The sequence below is a fragment of the Sphingobium sp. TomMM7A genome, assembly GCF_055397305.1.
In genome coordinates this window covers 827,484-844,698 of sequence record NZ_AP027312.1, presented here as the reverse complement: position 1 = coordinate 844,698, position 17,215 = coordinate 827,484, and the positions used below count along the sequence as shown (strand labels likewise).

The window sequence follows — 17,215 nt, the reverse complement described above, 5'->3', positions numbered from 1 at the left end:
GGGGAGGAACTGAGAGTTGCCTCCCCAATCCCGCAATCAAGCAAGCGTCAACTGCACCGCTTCAAACGTATCGACCGGCGGCAGGTCGAACCACAGATGGTCGCCATCTCCATTCCGTCGCTTACCCTTTACCGATTTTCCCGCCACCAGCATTTGCGCCGTGCTGCCCACTGATCCGCGCACGCCCAGCTTCAGGCCGTGGGCGATGACGGGATCGCCATAATGGGTGTTGCGCTGGCCCGAATAGTTGATGACATGCACCAGCATCTTGCCCGTCGCGAGCTGCTGCATCGCCATCATCTCCATCGGTCCCGGCCCTTCCAGCACCAATGGCGGTGGCGGTGCATAGCGGGCGATCAGGCTTTCAAACAGCACCCGATGTGCATCCAGCCCATCGCGATAATAAAGCCAGTCGGGCAGCCAGGGGATGTGCACATGGTGCCCCTTGCCATAGGCCATGACCAGCGCGCCAGCGTCGGCGCGCGCCGCTTCGCCCGGTCGCGCATAGGAAAATTCGGGCGGGCCGAAACGCTGATCGGGCGCGAAGGGGATCAGGCTCGACGCGCCGCTGCGCGCTGTGACGGGGAAGAAGTCCGCATCGATCGGCATGCGGCCGGGTCCCATGGGGATGGCGGCCTTGCTCATGTCGAGCGACCAGCCATGGCCATCGCGCGGCTGACCGAAGCTGCTCACCGGGCTGGACTTCATCGCCGAGACGGAGCGCGGCTTTCCCCCTTGTTCCTGTGCGCCGGTATAGCCGGTCGCGATGAGCAGGCCGCCGGCTTCGACAAAGGCGTCGAGCGCATCGGCATCCTCATCGCTCAAGGTCATGATATGCGGCATGATGATGACGTCATAGGCTTTGTCGCGCGTGGCGTTGCGCACCTGCATTCCGTTAGTCATCCAGAAGGGGAGGCGGGCATCAACCAGCGCCTGATAGACCCCACGCTGCGCACCGGTGCCATACCGCGCCAGCCCGGCGCCGGGTGACTGGAAAATCGATCCCACATTGTAGATCGCGACGCGGGCAGCCGGGGTCAGCCCGGCATAATGCTGTTCATTGGCGGCGTGCCAGTGGAAAAGGCGCGAGACGGGAGGCAGAAACCGAGGATCGTCCTGATCGTTGAGCGTCCCCATTAGATAAAGGTCGAGCTTGGCGCCCGTGCCAAGCGCCTGCGCGAAACGCAGCATGTGGTTTTCGGTGCTTTCCGTCACCTGCCGCCAAGGATAGTCGATATGCGCAGTGGAGGTTGCGGAAAAGGCCTTGCCCGGCGCAAGCGCCATGAGCGCCCGTGTCTGTTCGCCCATGGCGTATGGCCATTCGGGCGCCTTGCGCGACACCCGGCGCTGCACCTCTCCGCGCGCAACGACGCCGCCGAAAAAATCCATCAAAGGCACATGGGGCCGTGCCGCCTCGATGACTGCGCGTGCCTTTGCGGAAAGCTCTGTCATGACGCGTGTTTGAAACTGCTGATAAGCATCCCAATTGGGATCGGTGCCGTCTTCGGTTTTGGGTAGGTCCAGCTTGTACAGTTCCCGGAAGCGTCGCTTGCAATTGTCGCATACGCAAATGCCATGATCGACATCGGAATAGTCGGTGCGGACGAAGCCGGTCATGTTGAAGAACATACCGTCCACATCATGGCGTTCGACCCCTTCCTTCAATATCTGAAGGCTGTAATCCTGCGCCCAACCGCCATTGGGGCAGGCTTGGTAGGTCCCGGCATATTCACGCGGACTGCCATCGCGGTTGCGCATGAACCATTCGGGATGTGCGTCATAGGCAGGCTTCATCGCCTTGGACAGGTCAAAGCGGCCGATATAGGCCAGCCCTTCGGCATGGGCGGCGGCGACCATCTCGCCTGCGAAATCGTTTTTCAGATAGGGGTTGCGATAGTGGAGCGGCAGCTCAGTGGGATAGAAGGCAACGATCCCGCCGATGTTCGAGACGATCATGTTCGCACCGAAGGCGCGGGTTTGCCGGGCGATCTCTCGCGGATCCTCCAGGGCGTCGATTTCGCGCAGGTTGGTCTGGACTATGCGATATTCATGCTTCCACCATTCGCGCCGATTAAAGCCGCCGATGTTCAGGGCGGACCAGCCCGGGCCGGGAATGGCGCTCATCATAGCTGCCGTGGGCAAGGCGCGTACGAGATCGCGGCGCGAGATCCCGCCGTTCGCTTTCAAGTCCATCCTCCTCATGCTCCTGAATTGAAAGATTGGAATGTCAGTCTGCACCGGCGTGCCTGGATGGACAATGATGCCGCCGACGCCGTTCCGCGATATGGAACGGTACCCCGCCCGCCGCAGTGTCTGTTCCGCATCGCGGAAAGGCGGGTATCTCTTGCCTGTCATCCTCCTTAGCGACGGTCGAACGGCTAACAGCGGGGCGAGTGGCGATACCACGGAAATTCCGCATGATTTGAAATAGACCGTGATAGGAAATGGGCAGGGATGGCGCCATGATCTGGGCACAAAATTACGACCCTTTCGGCAATGGTTTGCTGTCGGCTCTGGTCGCGGCCGTCCCCGTCGTCGTGCTGCTGGGGGCGATCGGCCTTTTTCATGTGCGGGCGCATATCGCCGCCCTGATGGGGTTGGGGGCGGGCCTTGCAGTCGCGGTGCTGGCATTCGGCATGCCTCCGGGCCTGGCGGTGCGCGCAGCCGGTTTCGGTGCGGCCTATGGGCTACTGCCGATCGGCTGGATCGTGCTCAACATCATCTTCCTATACCAGCTGACGGAAACGACCGGGCAGTTCCACATCCTGCGCGGCGCGATCACGTCGATCACCGCGGACAGCCGGTTGCAGCTGCTGCTGATCGCCTTCTGCTTCGGTGCCTTCTTCGAAGGAGCTGCGGGGTTCGGGACGCCGGTCGCGGTCACGGGCGCGATGCTGATCGGCCTTGGCTTTACACGGTTGCAGGCGTCCGGCCTGTCGCTGATCGCCAACACCGCGCCCGTCGCCTTTGGCGCACTCGGTACGCCGCTCGTCACGCTGTCTGGCGTGACCGGTCTGCCGCTGCTCGAACTATCGGCGATGGTGGGGCGGCAGATGACGCCGTTCGCCATCATCGTGCCCTTTTGGCTGCTGGTCGCCTATTGCGGGTGGCGGCGGACGATGGAGGTGCTGCCCGCCGTGTTGGTCGCAGGCATCAGTTTCGCGCTGGTGCAGCTTCTCATCTCCAACCTTCATGGCCCTTGGCTGACCTCCATCGGTGCGGCGCTTGCGTCGATCACGGCGCTTATCGCTTTCCTGCGGATATGGCAGCCCGCGCGGATCATGCATGTCAACGAAGCGAAGCTCGCGCCGGGTGACGAGCGGGACGTGGCCGCGACCGTGGACGCCGCCCATGCGCGGCCCCTGCACGATCCCGCTGCCGTTCGGCGTGCCTGGATGCCGTGGATCATCCTGACGGCGTGTGTCTTCCTGTGGGGCCTGCCCTTCATGAAGCAGGGGCTGGACGCCATCTTCGCGCTGCGCCTGCCCTTTGCCGGTCTGGACGGGGTGATCCAGCGCCTGCCCCCTGTCGTCACCGCGCCGGAGTTTGAAAAGGCGGTCTACAATCTCAACCTGTTGTCGGCGACGGGCACGGCGATATTGGTGGCCGCCCTTGCCTCCGCGCTGCTGTTGCGGGTCCCTCTGCGCACGGTCGGTCGCGTCTATCTGCGCACGTGGAAGCTGGTGCTGCCATCGCTGCTCACCATCGCGGCGATGTTGGGGCTTGGCTATCTTACCCGTTATGGCGGCATAGACGCGTCCATGGGCCTAGCCTTTGCGGCGACGGGGGTGCTCTATCCTTTCTTCGGCACCATGCTGGGGTGGCTGGGCGTTGCCGTCACCGGATCGGATACGGCCTCCAATGTCCTGTTCGGCGGATTGCAGAAGATCACCGCCGAACAGTTGAACCTTTCGCCCGTGCTGATGGCGAGTGCGAACAGCGCGGGCGGGGTCATGGGCAAGATGATAGACGCGCAGAGCATCGTCGTCGCCTCCACCGCCACCCAATGGTTCGGTCAGGAAGGCCGCATATTGCGCCATGTCTTCGTTCACAGCCTGGTGCTGGGCTCGCTGATTGGGCTGTTCGTGATGCTGCAAGCCTATGTCTATCCCTTCACTCTTCTGGTTCCCTGAGGTGGCGCCTATTATGCAGACGGCCGCCGCCCGCGTTCTGCTGGAAAGCATCTATCTTGAGGCGCTGCAGTCGGTGCGCGGCGAGAGGCTGGTCGCATCGCTTGGCGTTCCAGAGGGTGACCATTGGTCCATATGCCACCAGGGCAAAACCATAGACTGGCCACTGGCTTCAGATGGCCGCATCGTCGTGATCGGTGCGGGAAAGGCCGTGGGGTCGCTCGCGAAGGGGCTGGAAACGCTGCTGGGAGAACGGATTTCGGATGGCTGCATCATCGTCAAGCACGGTCATGATGAGCCGCTCACGCGCATCCGGCAGCTTCAGGCGGGGCATCCGATTCCTGACGCGCAGGGGATGGAAGCCACCGCCGAAATGCTGCGCACGGTCGAAGGGCTGACCGAGCGTGACAGCGTGATCGTGTTGCTGACCGGCGGCGCGTCCGCCTTGATGGTTGCTCCGGTTGATGGCGTTACGCTGGAGGAGAAGGCGGCGACAACGGAAATGCTGCTGCGTTCGGGAGCATCGATCGAGGAGATCAACGCCGTGCGCAAGCGCCTGTCGCGGGTGAAGGGCGGCGGGCTTCTGGACCATATCGGCCCCGCATCGGTGCTGACCTTGCTGATATCCGACGTGCCGAGCGGCGACCTCTGCATGATCGGATCGGGGCCGACTCTTGCGGGCGGGGAAGGACAGGAGGACCCGGTCGCTATTCTCGCGCGATATGGGCTGCAAGATACTGTGCCCGCATCGATCCGGCGTGCGCTTGCCAAGGGCGTGCATCCCGTACCCCAAACGGTGGGACGGCGCGAGACATTGCTGCTGGCCGACAGCGCCACGCTGGTGGATGCTGTGCATCGCATTGCGGCGCGGGAGGGGGTGGCCGTGCGAGATATGGATACGGCGATGGCGGGCAACACTCATGACGCGGCGCTGGCGATGGCCGCTGCCCTGCGCGTAGTACCGTCGCAGGATCGCCCCATGCTGTTGGTGTCGGCTGGGGAAACCACACTTCAGGTGACGGGCGACGGGCTGGGCGGACGTAACCAGGAATTTGCCCTGGTCGCCGCCATGGCGCTGGCTGGGCAGGACAATGCCGTCCTGCTTGCCGCTGGCACCGATGGCACCGACGGGCCAACCGATGCGGCGGGGGCTTTTGCCGATGGCGGGCTTCACGAGCGTGCGCGGGCGGCGGGGATCGACCCGGCGGAGATGTTGGCGCGCAATGACAGTCATCGCTTGTTCGAGGCGACGGGCGACCTGTTCCGCACCGGACCCACCGGCACCAATGTCATGGATCTGGTGCTGGGCCTCGCCTTCTGACCGGGCGCGAATTGAAAAGAGAGGAAGAGACATGGTCAAGCTGGCCGCCAATTTGTCGATGATGTTCCAGGACCTGCCCTTTCTCGACCGCTTCGATGCGGCGGCGGAGGCTGGCTTTTCCGGCGTCGAGTTCATGTTTCCCTATGATCATGGCACGGAAGAGGCGGCTGAACGGGCGCGGCGATGCGGGCTGGAGGTCGTGCTGTTCAACCTGCCCGCTGGCGATTGGGCCGGCGGAGAGCGGGGCATCGCTGCGCTGCCTGATCGCGTGGAGGAGTTTCGCGCGGGCGTCGCTAAAGGGCTGGACTATGCCAAAGCGCTGGGCTGCCCGCGCCTTCACCTGATGGCAGGGAAGGCACCCGCGAGCGCGGAGTGTCGGACTGCATTGGTGGACAATATCGCTTACACAGCCGATCTGGCGGCGGCCGATGGCATCGAGATATTGATCGAACCGATCAACACGCGCGTCGATATCCCCGGCTATTTCTATGGCACGACAGACGCGGCGCTGTCAGTGATCGACGAGGCGGGTCGCACAAATGTCCGCCTACAATATGACATCTATCATATGCAGATCATGGAAGGCGACCTTGCCCGCACGATCGAACGGCTGTTGCCCCGCATCGGCCATATGCAGCTGGCCGACAATCCGGGCCGTGCCGAACCCGGCACCGGCGAGATCAATTATCCCTGGCTGCTGAGCCACATCGACGCGCTGGGCTATGGCGGGTGGATCGGATGCGAATACCGGCCTGCGGGCGACACGAAGGCGGGCCTTGGCTGGGCGCGCGATTATCTGAAATCCGGGAGAGCGTGACATGAAGATTGGTTTCATTGGCCTCGGCATCATGGGCCGTCCCATGGCCGGGCATCTACAGGCGGCGGGCCATGCGATCTACAGTTGCGCGAACCGCACGCCGATGCCGGATGAGCTGCGCGAAGGCGGCGCGGTCGACTGCGCCACGCCTGCGGATGTGGCGGCCGAGGCCGAATGCCTGATCCTGATGCTGCCCGACACGCCGGACGTCGAATTCGTGCTGTTCGGTGCGGACGGCGCGGCGCAGCGGTTGAAGCCCGGCACGATCGTCATCGACATGAGTTCCATCGACCCGATCGCGACCCGTGACTTTGCGGAGCGGATCGAGGCGCTGGGCTGCGCTTATGTCGATGCGCCGGTTTCCGGCGGCGAGGTGGGGGCGAAGAATGCGGCGCTTACCATCATGTGCGGGGGCAAGGCGGATGTGTTCGAAAAGGTCCGGCCGCTGCTGGAACTGATGGGCAAGAGCATCACGCTGGTGGGTGACGTTGGGGCGGGGCAGGTGACCAAGGTCGCCAACCAGATCATCGTCGCGCTGAATATCGAAGCCGTTTCCGAAGCGCTGGTCTTCGCATCGAAGGCGGGCGCGGACCCGGCGCGGGTGCGCGAAGCGTTGATGGGCGGTTTTGCGGCATCGCGCATTCTGGAGGTGCATGGCCAGCGGATGATCGACCGAACCTTCGACCCCGGCTTTCGCATCCGGCTCCACCAGAAGGATTTGAATCTGGCGCTCTCAGGTGCGCGTTCACTGGGAGTTGCGCTGCCCGCAACGGCAAATGCGCAGCAACTTTTCAACAGTTGCGTAGCGCACGGCGATGCGGAAAAGGATCACAGCGCGATGGTGACGACGCTCGAACGAGCTGCTAACCACATGGTGAGTGGTTACTCAACCGAGAATGTTTCCAACACCAACAGCTCTTCCGGAGGATGCTCATGACCAATAATCGTCTCAAAGACCGCCGTATCATCGTGTTCGGCAGCGCGACCGGCATCGGCGCTGCCACTGTGAAGCGCCTGGCCGAGGAGGGCGCGCGGGTCTGCGCGGCCGACATCAACATTGAGGGCGCGACGCAGGTGGCGCAGGAAGCGGGCGGCGAAACCTTTGCGGTTCATGTCGATATTTCCGACGAGGCATCTGTGCAGAAGGCGACGGAAGAGGCGGTGAACCGCTTCGGCGGCCTCGACGGGGCGCATATCAATGCGGCAGACCTGCGCGTTATCATGGAGGATAGCGACGCGCTGGCCATCGACCTTTCCACATTTGACCGCACGATCGCGGTGAACCTGCGCGGCCACCTGCTGTGCACCCGCGCGGTCGTGCCGCACCTCGTTAAGAGCGGTAAGGGCGCGATTGTCTACACCAGCTCCGGCTCGGCGCATGGTGGTGAACCGACGCGGCCCTGCTATGCCATGGCGAAGGCGGGCGTGAATGCGCTGGCGCGCCACGTCGGTGCGCGCTGGGGCAAGGAAGGCATCACCGCCAATGTGCTCGCGCCCGGTTTCACTGTGACCGGCGAGATGAAGGCGGCGATGGAAGCGAACGCCGAGGAAGCCACCAAGTGGGCCGACTATTTCATGTCACGCACCCCACACACCCGGCTTGGCCAATCCGAAGACCATGCCGGCGTCGTCGCGATGCTGTTGTCGGAGGATGGCCGCTGGATCAACGGTGCGATCTATGACGTCAATGGCGGATCGCTGATGCGCGCATGACGGCACTGGCTGCGGCGCTCGCTTCTGCACGGGCGGACGCCGCAGCGCTTGTTCAAAAGAGCGCGATCACGCGCGCGGGCATGCCGGTGGCGTTTTCCAGCGGCGCGACGCCTGCGAACAGCAACCCGCCCGCAGCAGGTGCGCGGTCGAGATTGGCGAGCCCCTCCAACGCCCAGCGCCCGCTGCGCAGCCATGCCTGATGAACGGGGAAGGCGGGCATCGCCTCACCCGCATCGATTGACATGGTATCGACGCCGATGCCACGCACATCCCGCTTCATCAGAATGTCCATTACGGCAGGATCGAAGCCGGGGCTCTTGCGCCGTTCGGCGGGGGGCAGGCTGCCAAAGCTTGAAAAGGCTTTCAGCGGATCCCAGCCCGAGAGCATGGCGACGCAGGAACCGGACGGGATGCGGCCGTGGCGGCGTTCCCATGCGACGACATCCCGCGGTTCCACCCGAGCGTCGCGATCGGCTTTCACCTTGTCCCTTATGTCGATCACGACGATCGGAACGATCAACTGGCTGACGGGTATGTCGCCGACCGATGCCCCATCAGGCGCGAAATGGCGGGGGGCGTCGAGATGCGTGCCCGTATGTTCGACGATCGATATGCGGTTGAGCGCCATCCCTGCTTTCGTTCCCGATCCTTCCACGGCCTCCATGGTCAGGCGGCCAGGGGTGAAGGCGAAGGCCCGCGTCAGCTTGTGCGTGAGGTCGAGGATGTGCAGTTCGCGTCCGTGCAGGGAAAGACTGGTCTGATCGGGGGTTACGGCAGCAGCATCAGCGCGGGAAGCCGTGCCCAGGGCGAGCGCCCCAAGCGCGCTCAGGGCTAGCATATCGCGGCGCTCGATCATGGCGGCTTGTTCCTTTTCTTGGTCGAAAGCGACCTGAGTTACATGGGACCATTTCAATTCCGTTCCGGCTGAGCTTGTCGAAGCCTCTTCTTGTTCTTCAAAGAAGTAGAGCCCTTCGACAGGCTCAGTGCGAACGGAGTTTAGGTTTGCAGAAGTGTCCGTTCTTAAATTAAGTCGATCGCGACGACTTCGTGGAAGTCTATGTACGGCACATCGACTTCGACCCAGCCGTCCGCCGCCCCGTGTGGCACGGCTGTCCCTGCCGTCAGCAGCCGGGCCTGCGCCGCCCGTTTGCCCTGTGGCAGTTGCATGCGGACCCGGTAGGGGCCGGTTCTGATCGCCTCGCGATAGCTGCCCCGCATCGTCATGGGGTTGTTGAGATTGACCAGATGCGCGGTCATCGATTTGTCCTGGCGCCAGCAGGCGATGTCCAGCAGGCCCGGCCCTTCAATCTTTAGTGGATGCGCTTCCTGATGGGTCCAGTCGAGCATTGCGTGCAGCAATGTCAGATGATCACCATGACCAAGCTCTGCAAAGGTGCGGTCGATGTCCATGGGCAGATAGGCGACGCGGCCACGGCCGACTTGACGGCAGATCGCCATCGGCAGGTTGGTCTCCGTCTTGTCAGTGAAGACGCGTTCCATTGGCAGGTCGGGATAGCTCGGCACCAGCGTCAATGCGACTTCTCTCTGGTCGCGCGCGGTGACAGGCTGGCGGAAGAGCGGGCCGATGGTGCGATTGATGTCGAGCAGTCCGCTGATTGCCGGGTGGGCATGACGCAGAGTAAGATAGGCGTTCTTGAGCGGTCCCTCAGCCTTTCCGGCGACGGAGCAGCCGAACAGGTCCGCGAGGCCGAAGTCCGCCCGTTGCCGTCCATCACCATCATAGAGAGAGGTCTGGTACGTGGCGATGAGATTGCCACCCCGCTTCACAAACGCGCGTATCTGATCGCATTGCGCGTCCGACAGCACCGCCGCATTGGCGAGAATGATGGTGCGGAAGCGCGACAGGCTGGTATCGTCCAGAAAATCCTCGTCGATCAGGTCGAAGGGCACGCGCGATTCAAGCGCAGCCTGGTAGAAGCCGCGCGAATGACCCTCCAGCTGCCCGCGCTGATTCCAGCCGCCCAGATAGGCAGTCGTCCTGGGCGAATGGACGATCGCGACCCGCGCCAGATTACCGCTGTTGCGCAGATAGGCTTCGTTGGCGTGGTGCCAGCTGTAGATCTGCCGGACCACGTCCATCCAGCGGAGGTCGAGCGGCTTGGCATTGAACTTGGTGATCCAAGGACGCGCGCCCTGAGCGATCGCGCCAGCGGCCCAGATTCGGATTTCGGCCGGGCTTTGCACCGAATCCTTCCAGCGATAGGCCTCTTCCACTCCCACGGAGATGATATGGCCGACCGGTTTGTCCTTCATGAACGCGCGCAGTTCGCGGGTGTAGCGGCCCGCACCCCAGACCTCGGGACCCGTGCCCCAGCCCGAATCGTCGGACGAGCGTGCCTGGCGATCGCAAAAGGCGAGCGGTAGACGCTTTGACAGGGCGGGGCCGTTCAGATCGACCAGTCCCCGGCGGTCACCGCCTGGGATAAAGAAGGCTTGGGGCCGGTGCTTGCGCGCAGCCGCATTCCAAAGGTCCATGAGGGCGAAGAGCCGGTCTTCAACCCAAGCCGCATATCGGCGCCCTTCCGGTTTGGAAGGGTCGGGGTCAGCCGGAATCTCCTGCCCTGACGCGGCGCGGTAGAGCGTCCGGCAGCTTTGGCAATAGCAGGTGCCGCTGCCATTCCAGCGGTTGCCGAAGAAGCCATCGACCGGATAGCGCTGGGCGATTTCCTCGATCACCTTGGGCATCAGCTCGAAATTATAGGGGCCATAGGCGCAGGTCAGGGTCAGGTCCGGGGCGCTGCCATGGCGCTTGATCTTGCCATCCGGGCCGGTCAACGCCCATTCGGGATGGGCAGCGGCGGCGGCCGCGTTCATTGCGTGCGGATCGATACGGGCGAGCACGCGCATGCCCAGCTTCTTGCACGCAGCGACCATGTCGCCGAACGGGTTCACGCCCTTGCCGATGCCCTGCGCCATGCCATGATAGGGAATGGCCGTTGGGTAGAAGGCGATGCCTCCCCCAGCGCTCAGGCAGACGCCATCGGCGTGAATCTGCTGGAAATATTCGATCCAGAAGGCCTGATCGTAACGGCCCGGATCATCTTCGGTAAAGGCAAGCTGGAACCAACGCATAGTTTCGCTCGCCCAGTCCGGCGCGCCGCTTTGTCCGATTTTGCGGGCAAAGGCGGGCTCAATACTGGACAGCAGCGCACCGGCCCCCAACGTCAATGCCGTGCGGCGATCGAGCGGCAAGATGTCGGGCATGGTCCTCTCCTCAGCTTTGCCCGATCCTTAGCCCAAGGCCGTCGATCCACAATCGATCATCCCATGATGTGGGACGGCGATGCCGACCTGATGTTTCCCGGACGCGGATGATGGATAAGGGCCGATCGAAGCCCGACGCAAAGCATATCGACAAAGGCGAGCAAACAGGTCATACCAGTTTCTCTAAGGCTGGCGTTCGCGCGACGACAGCTCAGCAGGGCGAGGAACAGGATGTGACCGATAGTCAGCAAGAGCCGGAGGACGGTCTGCTTGGGCGAGTCCAGTCGCTGGTGCGGGCATTCGGCATTCTCGATGAATTGGCCAAGAGCGATCATATGACGCTCAGCGACCTTTCCCGTGCCGTGGGCCTGCCGCGATCTACTACCCATCGCCTGCTGACGACCATGGAAGCGTTGCGCTATGTCGCTTTCGACCGGCGGAAAAATGGCTGGTCGGTCGGTGTCCAGGCCTTCACCGTGGGTGCGGTTTTCGCTCAGACGCGGGACTTGGGCCAGTTGGGCCACACGATCATGCGGTCACTGATGTCGGAAGTACAGCATTGCGTGAACATCGCCGTGCCCGAGGGGGCGGGTGTCTGTTATGTCGGGCAGGCCGCGACCAACGGTTTTCGCCAGACTGCGGCGCGGCCGGGTGCTGTGCTGCCGCTGCATAGCACGGCGTCGGGCAAGGTGCTGATGGCGCAATGGTCCCGGCCGGAGTTCGATCGCTATCTGGACAGCACGCCGCTCAAGGCCCGCACAGCGCGTAGCATCATCGACGGGGACCGTCTGCGCAGCGAGTTGGCGCAGATCAGGGCGCGCGGATATGCGCTGGACGACGAAGAGCATAGCGACGGGCTGCGCTGCGTTGCGGCGGTGGTCAAGGACCGCTACGGGCTGCCCAAGGGGTCACTGTCGATTTCGGATCGGTCGTCTCATCTTACCCGCGCCCGGCTGGACGAGTTGGGGCCTGCGTTGATCAGCGCGGCGCAGCGGATGAGTGTGGAAATCGCGATGCAGAGTTTCTGATCAGCCTGATCTGTCTAAAGCCAGCCTTACCAGACATTTCGGATCACTTCTGCCGCTTCGGTGAACAGTAACGCCGTGGCGCACGCCTGCGCGGCTGCATGATAACGGACGAAGAAACACCGGCGTAACAGCGCGGGCGGCAGGAGAGGGTGATGAAAGATATGAGATCCCATGTGCGCGACAGGCGGGTCGCGGCGGGATTGCTGGTAGTGAGCAGCATGATGGCGATTGGCGCGTCCGCGCCGCAGCAGCAGAGCTTTTCCTTCGCGCTGACCAACATCTATGTCGCGGCTTACGAAGATGAAAAGGCGTGTCGCGCGCTGTCGCTCAGTTCGTCCGACCTGTTTCTGAATAGCCTGCCGCGCGCCGAGCGCGCGAAATATGAGGCGCCCGACAAGTTGCAAGAGTTGCACAAACTGATGGGCCAGCGGCTGGGCTTCAAAATGGTGCCTACCGGCAAGCCTTCCGGTTCCAATGGCAGCATGGCTCAACTGAGCGAAGCGGAACAGGAAGCCTTGCGCCAGAAATATCATATACCCAAGGGGAAGGGCACAGCTGCCTTCCTGGGCACCCGTTTCGCCTATGACAGCTGCACCAATCCGGAAGACTTCCCCTTCATGGAAAAGGGGAATGAGGATTATCGGGGGCCAATCGCCTACGGCATCGATCTGGACGGCCGCGCGAGCAAGGACGATTATGTCAGCCCTGATAAGAAGCCGGGCGTCGATAACCAGCTGATCCGGGCGGTGGGATGCACTTTTTCCACGCGCGATTTCGGCACGCCCAAGGTAGCGGACGAGGTGATCACATCGATGTCGTCGCCCACGCTGGTCGAGGTCAGCGGCGTCGATGATCCGGTCAACGACGATGATGTGACGGTGCGCCTTTATGCCAGCGCCAATCCTTTGGAATTGTCGGGTGCGGGGAAGCCGCTGGCATGGGCCAGTCTGGATGTTGATCCGAATCGCCGCTTCATGGCGCAGGCCAAAGGAAAAATCCGCAACGGCGAACTGCTAACTGAACCGTTCGACTTACGGTTGCGGTTGCGTGAGCAGATCATCGACAGCTATCGCGAGGTCCGGCAGGCGCGCATTCAGGCGAAGATCAAGCCGGGCGAAGCCATAGAGGGTGGCATTTACGGCTATCACACTTTGGCGAGCATCGAGGACAATTATCATCAATCGACCCAGGTGGGCGCCAATCTGACGCGGATGTCCTGCCCCGCGCTGATCAAGGCGGTGCGCCGCTATGCCGATGCCTTCCCTGACCCGAAGACGGGGCGCAACACGGCCATTTCATCGGCATTGCGGTTCAAGGGTGTGCCCGTCTTCCTCATCAAAGCGCAGCAAGTGGCGCAAGGGGTGCAGCAGTGAGCGGGCCGGTGAATTCATCGCGCGTCCTTCGCGCGCTGTCCGCAGTCACGGCGCTCTGTTCCATCGGCGCAATTCTGATGGCCGCCAGCGCCGGACAGGCGGATGCGCCAGCGCAGCAGCAGGCGCAGCAACCACAGGTGCCCAAGTTCCGGCGGCTGACCGAGGCGCAATATCGCGCGACCATCGCCGATATATTCGGGCCTGACATCAAGGTGAGCGGCCGGTTCGAACCGGACATGCGGGTCGGCGGTTTGCTGGCGGCGGGCACCAGCGCAGTCTCGCTTACCCCGGCGGGGGCGGAGCAATATGAGCAGATTGCGCGCGGCATCGCCGAACAGGTAGTCGATGCGAAACATCGCGATCGGCTGGTCGGGTGCGCGCCGTCGGCATCCGATCCGCAAGGCGCGGCCTGCGCGGCGGATTTCTTCAAGCGGATCGGCCTCAGGATCTACCGTCGGCCGCTGACTGATGGGGAGGTGAAGCTCGCCGTCGCGCAGACGTTGGCGGCGGCCGCGACGGTGAAGGATTTCCACGGCGGGCTGGCGATCATGTTGACGGCGATGCTGTCGGACCTGCCCTTCCTGTTCCAGACCGACCGGGAGGTGGCCGACCCCAGTGCTCCGGGCGGGCAGACGATCGATGCCTGGTCGCGCGCCAGCAAGCTCAGCTACTTTCTTTGGAACAGCACGCCAGACGAACAGCTGCTGCAGGCGGCGGCCGACGGTAGCCTGATGACGAAGGCGGGGCTTATCCGGCAGGTCGATCGGCTGATGGCCTCTCCCCGGTTTGAAACCGGTGTGCGGTCCTTCTTCGACGATTTCCTTCAGTTGGAAGGGATGATGTCGCTGTCCAAGGACGGGATCATCTACCCGGCCTTCCGTTCTTTCGCCGCGCCCGCCGCGCGGGAACAGACGCTGCGCACCATCACGACACTGCTGGTGGAGGAAAATGGCGATTATCGCGACCTGTTCACCACCCGTCGGGTGGCGATGAACCGGCAATTGAGCCCGCTCTATCGCATACCCTATGCTCCGAGAGACTGGTCGATGATCACTCTGCCTGACGATGATCCGCGCGTCGGGCTGCTGACGCAGATCAGTTTCCTTGCGCTGCATTCGCATGAGGGGCGGTCTTCGCCCACTTTGCGGGGCAAGGCGCTGCGCGAAGTGCTGATGTGCGAACATGTGCCGACCCCGCCCGCCAATGTGAACTTCACAATCGTTCAGGACACGAGCAATCCCGCCTTCCGCACTACGCGCGAGCGATTGAAGGCGCATCTCGACGATGAGGAATGCGCGAGCTGCCATAAGCTGACTGACCCGATGGGCCTGACGCTCGACAGTTTCGACGGCGCTGGACAGTTTCGGCCTACGGAAAATGGCGTGCCGATCGACACGACGGGCATGCTGGACAAGGTGTCGTTCACCGACAGCGCGGGTCTGGGCAAGGCGTTGCATGACAATCCAAAGGTGACGCAGTGCGTGGCGCAATCCGCGTGGCGTTACGCGGCGGGGCGGTCGCTGCTTCCGTCCGAAGAGCCTTTGACGACGCGCCTGCATGACGATTTTGCCCAGGCTGGATTTCGCATCCGGCCGCTGTTCCGGCGGATCGTCATCGATCCCCAATTCTTTGCCGTCCGGGCGCCAGCGGCGTCGCGGATCGCGGGCAAGCCATCGTCAGGAAGGAAAGGTTGATGACGCAGTTCGACAGGCGCGGCTTTTTGTTGCGCGGCATGCTCAGCGGCGGCGCGGTGGCCGTAGGCCTGCCGTTCCTCGACTATTTCCTGGACAATAATGGCGCGGCGGTGGCCGCGACCTATGGCGGAGGCCGCTTGCCGGTGCGCTTTGGCACATGGTTCTGGGGCTGTGGGATGATCCCCGATCGCTGGAACCCCAAGACGGCTGGCGCCAATTACGACCTGCCGCCTGAACTCGTGCCGATCAAGCCGGTGCAGGACAAGGTTTCCGTCCTTTCAGGCTTCGGTGTCACCTTGGGCGGCAAGAGCAACCAGCCGCATATCTCGGGCAATGTGGGCCTTCGAACGGGGACGCCCAGCGACACATGGCAGCAGCTCGTTGGCCCGACATTCGACGTCAGCATCGCGGACGCGATCGGCGCGGGTACGCTGTTCCGCAGCCTGGAACTGAGTGCCGATGGCAATGCGCGCACCAGCTTTTCCTATCGCAGCGGGACGGAAATGAACCCCAGCGTCGCATCGCCCATGGAACTGTACCGCCGCATCTTCGGCGCTGATTTCCGCGATCCCAACGCGGCGGAATTTACCCCCGACCCCAAGGTGATGGCGCGTCGCAGCGTGTTGTCCGCCGTGACCGACGAGCGCCGCAGGATGCTGGGCAAGCTGGGGGCGGAGGACAAGGCGCGGGTCGATAGCTATTTCACCTCCATCCGTGAAGTCGAGAACAAGCTGGCGCTGCAACTGGAAAAGCCGCCCCGGGCAGAGGCGTGCATCGTGCCAGCGCAGCCTGCCGACCTGCCCGCCAGCACGGACGTCACCGCCCGCCAGCAGTCGCACAAGCTGATGGCGGAACTGCTGGCGATGGCCGTCGCCTGCAACCAGACAAAGGTGTTCAACATGGTCTTTTCCACCGCCACCGCCGACCTGCGGCAGGCTGGATCGCCCACCGCTTATCATCAGGCTACGCATGAGGAACAGGTGGACCGGACAAAGGGCTATCAGCCGACGGTCGATGCCTTTTCCACGCAGAGCATGCAGGGATGGGCCGACTTCGTAACCGCAATGTCGGCGATCAAGGAAGGGGGCGGCACCTTGCTCGACAACATGCTGGTCGTCGCTCATTCCGAGGTCAGCTACGCGAAGAACCACGATGTGAACGGCATTCCCGTAATGCTGGCCGGACGGGCAGGCGGGAAGGTGAAGAGCGGCATCCATATAGCAGGGCAGGGCGACCCGATTTCGCGCGTCGGCCTCACCATGCAGCAGTTGATGGGGGTTCCCGTCGATGCCTGGGGCACGGAAGCCATGCGGACGTCGCGCAGCTTGTCGGAGATCATGGCATGAAGCGCGCCGCGATGATTGCGCTCTCCACGCTGTTGGCAACAGTGCCCGCTTACGCGCAGACGCAAGGTCAGCCTACGATGTCAGGGTTCAGTTTCCTGTCGCTGGAGGTGGCCGACATGGCCCGCGCCCGATCCTTCTATGTCGATGCGCTCGGCATGAAGCCGGTCTTCACGATCAGCAAGCCGGGTGATCCTGCCGAAAAGATCGCATTCAATTTTTCCGGTGATCCCCGGTCCAGCGAACCGCTGTTGATCCTCATTCACTATGAAAAGCCAAACGCCACCCAGAACCGTTCGACGGGGGCCAAGGTTGGCATTCGGGTCAGTGACAGTCGGGCCGCCGCGCTGCGCGTACAGACGGCAGGTTTTCCCATCGTCAGGATCGCTGCGGCGGACGAGAAGGGGCCGGTAATCAACAGCGTGGTGCGCGATGCCGATGGCGTAATCGTGGAACTGGTGCAATTGCGGGGTCAATAGGGCGTGTCTGAAGGCGTGGCGAGCTGTGGCGAGTTGTGTTCCGTCACGATCTTCTCTCGCCTATTGTCAGCATTGCATGAGACATTTATGGC

At 63.0% G+C, this 17,215-nt stretch carries 13 protein-coding genes; 10 read left to right on the top strand and 3 right to left on the bottom strand.

What is annotated here, in order from left to right:
* Positions 1 to 36: 36 nt before the first annotated feature.
* Entirely contained in the window at positions 37 to 2,193 is a 2,157-nt protein-coding gene (locus ACZ5ZH_RS16480) for an alpha-amylase family protein (RefSeq protein ID WP_464773056.1), read from the bottom strand.
* Between the two features lie 269 nt (positions 2,194 to 2,462).
* Here ACZ5ZH_RS16480 and ACZ5ZH_RS16475 point away from each other — a divergent pair, with 269 nt between their 5' ends.
* Genes ACZ5ZH_RS16475 through ACZ5ZH_RS16455 form a run of 5 tightly spaced genes read left to right on the top strand, consistent with a single transcriptional unit; the run spans position 2,463 to position 7,981 of the window.
* Entirely contained in the window at positions 2,463 to 4,133 is a 1,671-nt protein-coding gene (locus ACZ5ZH_RS16475; protein WP_464773055.1) for an L-lactate permease, read from the top strand.
* Between the two features lie 13 nt (positions 4,134 to 4,146).
* Positions 4,147 to 5,451, top strand: a complete 1,305-nt coding sequence (locus tag ACZ5ZH_RS16470) for a glycerate kinase type-2 family protein (RefSeq protein ID WP_464773054.1) — start codon at positions 4,147 to 4,149, stop codon at positions 5,449 to 5,451.
* Positions 5,452 to 5,482: 31 nt separating this feature from the next.
* Entirely contained in the window at positions 5,483 to 6,268 is a 786-nt protein-coding gene (gene otnI, locus ACZ5ZH_RS16465) for a 2-oxo-tetronate isomerase (RefSeq protein ID WP_464773053.1), read from the top strand.
* Position 6,269: 1 nt separating this feature from the next.
* Complete coding sequence (locus ACZ5ZH_RS16460; protein WP_464773052.1) at positions 6,270 to 7,205, top strand: 2-hydroxy-3-oxopropionate reductase; 936 nt, start codon at positions 6,270 to 6,272, stop codon at positions 7,203 to 7,205.
* The gene (locus ACZ5ZH_RS16455; protein ID WP_464773051.1) at positions 7,202 to 7,981 is read left to right on the top strand and encodes an SDR family NAD(P)-dependent oxidoreductase; all 780 of its coding nucleotides are present in this window, start codon (positions 7,202 to 7,204) and stop codon (positions 7,979 to 7,981) included. Before ACZ5ZH_RS16460 ends, ACZ5ZH_RS16455 begins: the two co-directional genes overlap by 4 nt.
* Before the next feature lie 52 nt (positions 7,982 to 8,033).
* On the opposite strand, the gene ACZ5ZH_RS16450 is transcribed toward ACZ5ZH_RS16455, so the two are convergent.
* Both ACZ5ZH_RS16450 and ACZ5ZH_RS16445 read right to left on the bottom strand, forming a co-directional pair.
* Positions 8,034 to 8,837, bottom strand: coding sequence for a cyclase family protein (locus ACZ5ZH_RS16450; RefSeq protein ID WP_464773050.1), 804 nt, complete (start codon positions 8,835 to 8,837; stop codon positions 8,034 to 8,036).
* Positions 8,838 to 9,001: 164 nt separating this feature from the next.
* Positions 9,002 to 11,206, bottom strand: a complete 2,205-nt coding sequence (locus ACZ5ZH_RS16445; RefSeq protein ID WP_464773049.1) for an alpha-amylase family protein — start codon at positions 11,204 to 11,206, stop codon at positions 9,002 to 9,004.
* A 107-nt stretch (positions 11,207 to 11,313) separates the two neighbouring features.
* Between ACZ5ZH_RS16445 and ACZ5ZH_RS16440 the strand changes: the two genes are divergently transcribed.
* From ACZ5ZH_RS16440 to ACZ5ZH_RS16420, 5 genes are all read left to right on the top strand, one after another.
* Complete coding sequence (locus ACZ5ZH_RS16440; protein WP_464773048.1) at positions 11,314 to 12,234, top strand: IclR family transcriptional regulator; 921 nt, start codon at positions 11,314 to 11,316, stop codon at positions 12,232 to 12,234.
* 152 nt (positions 12,235 to 12,386) lie between these two features.
* Positions 12,387 to 13,607, top strand: a complete 1,221-nt coding sequence (locus ACZ5ZH_RS16435) for a hypothetical protein (RefSeq protein WP_464773047.1) — start codon at positions 12,387 to 12,389, stop codon at positions 13,605 to 13,607.
* On the top strand, positions 13,604 to 15,301 hold the full coding sequence (locus tag ACZ5ZH_RS16430) for a DUF1592 domain-containing protein (protein WP_464773046.1): 1,698 nt from the start codon (positions 13,604 to 13,606) through the stop codon (positions 15,299 to 15,301). The genes ACZ5ZH_RS16435 and ACZ5ZH_RS16430 overlap by 4 nt, the downstream gene beginning before the upstream one ends.
* The gene (locus tag ACZ5ZH_RS16425) at positions 15,301 to 16,647 is read left to right on the top strand and encodes a DUF1552 domain-containing protein (protein ID WP_464773045.1); all 1,347 of its coding nucleotides are present in this window, start codon (positions 15,301 to 15,303) and stop codon (positions 16,645 to 16,647) included. Before ACZ5ZH_RS16430 ends, ACZ5ZH_RS16425 begins: the two co-directional genes overlap by 1 nt.
* Positions 16,644 to 17,123 (top strand): VOC family protein, encoded by a 480-nt coding sequence (locus tag ACZ5ZH_RS16420; RefSeq protein ID WP_464773044.1) that lies wholly within the window; start codon positions 16,644 to 16,646, stop codon positions 17,121 to 17,123. The genes ACZ5ZH_RS16425 and ACZ5ZH_RS16420 overlap by 4 nt, the downstream gene beginning before the upstream one ends.
* Positions 17,124 to 17,215 lie beyond the last annotated feature (92 nt).